This window comes from Saccharomonospora halophila 8 (assembly GCF_000383775.1).
GTDB lineage: Bacteria > Actinomycetota > Actinomycetes > Mycobacteriales > Pseudonocardiaceae > Saccharomonospora > Saccharomonospora halophila.
Genome location: NZ_KB912476.1, coordinates 1 through 4,078, shown reverse-complemented (window position 1 = coordinate 4,078; position 4,078 = coordinate 1). Strand labels below are relative to the sequence as shown.

The 4,078-nt window shown below is 72.3% G+C and carries 6 protein-coding genes; 3 read left to right on the top strand and 3 right to left on the bottom strand.

All coding sequences use genetic code 11. The annotated features are described in order from the left end of the window. Both SACHA_RS0100320 and SACHA_RS0100315 read right to left on the bottom strand, forming a co-directional pair. On the bottom strand, positions 1 to 420 hold a 420-nt coding region (locus SACHA_RS0100320; protein WP_028662748.1), incomplete at its 3' end, for an extracellular solute-binding protein. Positions 421 to 455: 35 nt separating this feature from the next. Beyond that, positions 456 to 860, bottom strand: a complete 405-nt coding sequence (locus SACHA_RS0100315; protein WP_019806263.1) for a TOBE domain-containing protein — start codon at positions 858 to 860, stop codon at positions 456 to 458. Between the two features lie 103 nt (positions 861 to 963). Here SACHA_RS0100315 and moaA point away from each other — a divergent pair, with 103 nt between their 5' ends. The 3 genes from moaA to SACHA_RS0100300 all read left to right on the top strand — a co-directional run bounded on the left by moaA (position 964) and on the right by SACHA_RS0100300 (position 3,706). After that, complete coding sequence (moaA, locus tag SACHA_RS0100310; protein WP_028662747.1) at positions 964 to 2,028, top strand: GTP 3',8-cyclase MoaA; 1,065 nt, start codon at positions 964 to 966, stop codon at positions 2,026 to 2,028. Between the two features lie 36 nt (positions 2,029 to 2,064). Beyond that, complete coding sequence (locus SACHA_RS0100305) at positions 2,065 to 2,448, top strand: MoaD/ThiS family protein (RefSeq protein ID WP_019806261.1); 384 nt, start codon at positions 2,065 to 2,067, stop codon at positions 2,446 to 2,448. Positions 2,449 to 3,055: 607 nt separating this feature from the next. Further along, complete coding sequence (locus SACHA_RS0100300) at positions 3,056 to 3,706, top strand: transglycosylase family protein (protein ID WP_019806260.1); 651 nt, start codon at positions 3,056 to 3,058, stop codon at positions 3,704 to 3,706. Between the two features lie 167 nt (positions 3,707 to 3,873). Here the strand turns inward: SACHA_RS0100300 and SACHA_RS0100295 are convergent. After that, a partial coding sequence (locus tag SACHA_RS0100295) for a molybdenum cofactor biosynthesis protein MoaE (protein WP_028662745.1) occupies positions 3,874 to 4,078 on the bottom strand: 205 nt, incomplete at its 5' end.

Here is a 4,078-nt window from a genome sequence, read left to right as displayed (position 1 = left end):
GGGCGCGCACACCACCGTCCGCACCCCCGGCCGGGCGAGGTCGGCCGGACCGTCGATTCCGGCGGGATTTCCCGGCGGGACCGCGATGGCCAGGGTGTTCGTCGCGAACGTCGTGGGCGGCCCGGCCAGCAGGTCCGCGTCGGCGACCCACCGGATCGTGCGGGCGTCGGCGGAGGCGAACACGTCGGCGGGTGCGCCTTCGAGGATCTGCCGGGCGAGCCGGGCCGACCCGCCGACGTTGAGCCGGACATCCACGTCCGGGTGAGTGCGTTCGAAGTGCCGGTCCAGCTCGCCGAAGACGCCGGTCAGCGAGGCCGCCGCGAACACGGTCAGCGTGCGGTCCCGCCCGGGTACGCCACCGCACGCGACCACCGTCAGCATGCCGACGGCCAGCAGCAGGGCAACGAGCGTGCGCGGCACGGGGGGCACCCGCGCGCCGCCCACCGGTGCGCGCCTCACGGCCCGTCCCCCGGTGTCTCGACGATCACCTGGGTCGCCTTGACCACGGCCACCGCACACACCCCCGGGGCGAGCCCCAGCTCCCGCACCGCCTCGGCGCTCATCAACGACACGAGCCGGTTCGGCCCGCACTGCAGCTCCACCTTGGCCATGACGGTGTCGGCCACGACGTCGGTGACCAACCCGACGAACCGGTTGCGCGCCGAGCGCCCCACACCGGTGGGGTCGGGCGCGGAATCGGCGGCGGCCCGGGCGAACGCGGCGAGTTCCGCCCCGTCGACCACCATGCGCCCGGCGTCGTCCCCGGCGGAGGTCAGCCGCCCGGCGCGAACCCAGCGGCGGACGGTGTCGTCACTCACGCCGAGCAGGCGGGCGGCCTCCGAGAGCCGAAACTGCGGCATGAAACGCACAATATCGCCGCACATGCGCCTCCGCCAGCGGTCACTCGGCCGACGGTGTGATGGAGGTCCTATTCTCGTCGGTTCCCCGACTAGGCTGGACAGGGTGACGGGAACGGACCTCGGCATCCCCAGGGTGCCCGGAGCACGCACGGCACCGGACCACACACGCCCGGACGACCCCTCGCTGATCGACAGCTTCGGGCGCGTCGCGACCGACCTGCGGGTGTCGCTGACCGACAAGTGCAACCTGCGGTGCACGTACTGCATGCCCGCGGAGGGGCTGGACTGGGCCCCGGGTGAACAGGTGCTGTCCGACGACGAGCTGGTGCGGCTGATGGACGTCGCCGTCCGGTTGCTCGGGGTGACCGACATCCGGCTCACCGGCGGCGAGCCGCTGCTGCGTCCGCATCTGGAGGACCTCGTCGCCCGGATCACCGCGCTGCGGCCCCGGCCACGGTTGTCCATGACCACCAACGGCATCGGGCTCGCGAAGCGGGCGGAGCGGTTCGCGAGCGCGGGCCTGAACCGCATCAACGTCTCCCTCGACTCGGTGCGGCCGGAGACGTTCGCGCGCGTGACCCGGCGCGACCGGCTGCGGCACGTCCTCGACGCACTGGCGGCCGCCCGGGACGCGGGACTGGACCCGGTCAAGATCAATACCGTGCTGTTGCGGGGGGTCAACGAGCACGAGGCGCCCGAACTGCTGCGCTTCGCCGTGGAGCACGACTATCACCTGCGGTTCATCGAGCAGATGCCGTTGGACGCCCAGCACGGGTGGAGCCGCGCCGAGATGATCACTGCGGACGAGATCTTCGACCTGCTGGGTACCGAGTTCACCCTGACCCCGAGCCCGACGGAGCGCGGCGGCGCCCCGGCGGAACGGTGGCTGGTCGACGGCGGCCCGCACGAGGTGGGCATCATTCCCTCGGTGACCCGGCCGTTCTGCGCCGCGTGCGAACGGACCCGGCTCACCGCCGACGGCGCGGTCCGCTCGTGCCTGTTCAGCACCACCGAGACCGACCTGCGCGGTCTGGTCCGACAGGGTGCCGACGACGACGAGATCGCCGACACCTGGCGCGCGGCGATGTGGGGCAAACTCGCCGGGCACGAGATCAACGAAGCCGGTTTCGCCCAGCCGATCCGGCCGATGAGCTCCATCGGCGGCTGATCCGCGCGCACGCAGGAGAGAACGAGGGAGCAGGCGATGCACACGTCGGGGACCGGCCACCGTGCCACGGCACCGGAGGACCCCACCGCGGCGGAACGCCCCACGACACCGCGGGGACGCCCGACGCCGGGGGAGCCGTTGTCGGACGACGACGCGGGATCCGCGGTGACGGTGCGGGTGCGGTATTTCGCCTCGGCCCGCGCGGCCACGGGACTGGACTCCGAACCGGTCCGGCTGGGCGAACCCGCGTCCGTGGCCGACGCCGTGCGACAGCTCCGCGAGCGGCATGCCGGGACCGGGCTGCCCCGCATCCTCGACGCGGCCGGTTTCCTACTGGACGGCGTCGCGGTGCGCGACCACACCCGCCGTCTGCCCGACGGGGCCCAGTTCGACGTGCTCCCGCCGTTCGCGGGCGGCTGACCCCCCACCGCACCGTCCCCCACCAGTACCGGACCTCCCAACGGGGCGGGACCGGTTCACACCTCCGGAGGAGCCCGCCGCCGACCGGCCGCACCGGCGGGTGGAGTACACCTCCCGCGGCGGGCGGGTCCACCTGTCCGGTTCGTCCGGACCACCCGGTCGCCACCGCGCGCACGGGTCGTCCCGAAGGGAGCAGACGGGTCGTCGAGGGCGTGACCCAGACCTCACTTCGGGTGAAAAGTTTCGAGAGGGACACGGACCGGTAACAACGCCTTACGCAGGGAAAATAACCGGATCGTGCGAAGGTTGCGTGCCGTTACTGTGGTCTAACCCACGGTTCCGTAAATTTCCGATCACGGCCGTTGTTACGTACCGTCGCAAATCGGTTGGCCCCGACCAACCGGGAACGACCGGGATCCCGTCTGCGCCGAGCCCAGTCCGGCGGAATCCCGGAGACACGGAAAAACCCCGAGCGAAACGCACTTCTCGGACTGGGACGAGAGGGAGGCGGCATCCCCCGGTGCCGCCTGTCGGCCCGAGACGGTCGGCCCGGCCTCACCGCCCGCCCGCGGTTCTCGACAGGCGCGGAAGTCGAAACCGAGTCGACATGGCTTATCGAGGCAAGCACCGCAAACCGTCCGCCGCGTCCCGCAACCTCGCCCGCGTCGCCGTCGCGGGCATCGCCGTGGGCGCACCGCTGTCGGTGGCCGCGGCCCCGGCCCAGGCGGCGGACAGCAGCGTCAACTGGGACGCGATCGCCGAGTGCGAGAGCGGCGGCGACTGGAGCATCAACACCGGCAACGGCTACTACGGCGGACTCCAGTTCAAGCTGAGCACCTGGCGGGCCTACGGCGGCACCGGCATGCCGCACGAGGCGTCCCGCTCCGAACAGATTCAGGTCGCCGAACGGGTCCTGGACGGACAGGGCATCGGCGCGTGGCCGGTCTGCGGCGCGAAGGGCTCCTCGAACGTGAGCTACGAGGGGAGCAACACCCAGGGGGCGCAGGACTCCGGCTCGACCCAGAGCCAGTCCACGCAGCCGGAGCAGACCTCCGAGCCCGCCCCCGAGCCCGCCCCCGAGCGGGTGGCGAAGTCGAACCCGGAGGGCGACTACGTCGTCGAGAAGGGCGACACGCTGAGCAAGATCGCCGAGGAGAAGGACGTCGACGGCGGTTACCCGACGCTGGTCGACCTGAACGAGGGCTACATCTCCGACCCCGACTACATCGTGGTCGGCCAGAAGATCGCCACCGAGTGACCCCCGTCCGGACGGGCCGGGCCGACGCGGTCGGGCCCGTCCGGACGGTGCGTCGGCACACGGAGGGCCCCACCGCTGTCCCCCGGGTGGTGGGCCCCTCCGCCGACGAAAATCGACACCGGACACGGACCTCGCGCCCGGCACGGAAGCCGACGACCGTCGCCGCGCTACGGCGAGTTGACCCACTCGTCGGTGCCGTCGGCGAACCACTGGTGCTTCCACACGGGCAGCCGCGCCTTCACCTCGTCCACCAGGTCGGCGCAGGTCGCGAACGCCTCCGCCCGGTGGTCCGCCGCCACCGCGCACGCCAGCGCCACATCGCCGATCGTCAGATCGCCGACGCGGTGGCTGACCGCCACCGCCCGCACCCCG

What these genes read in the sequence shown, in the direction of transcription:
- SACHA_RS0100315 (WP_019806263.1), bottom strand. Translation starts at nt 860, where the DNA reads ATGCCGCAGTTTCGGCTCTCGGAGGCCGCCCGCCTGCTCGGCGTGAGT.
- SACHA_RS0100305 (WP_019806261.1), top strand. Translation starts at nt 2,065, where the DNA reads ATGCACACGTCGGGGACCGGCCACCGTGCCACGGCACCGGAGGACCCC.
- SACHA_RS0100300 (WP_019806260.1), top strand. Translation starts at nt 3,056, where the DNA reads ATGGCTTATCGAGGCAAGCACCGCAAACCGTCCGCCGCGTCCCGCAAC.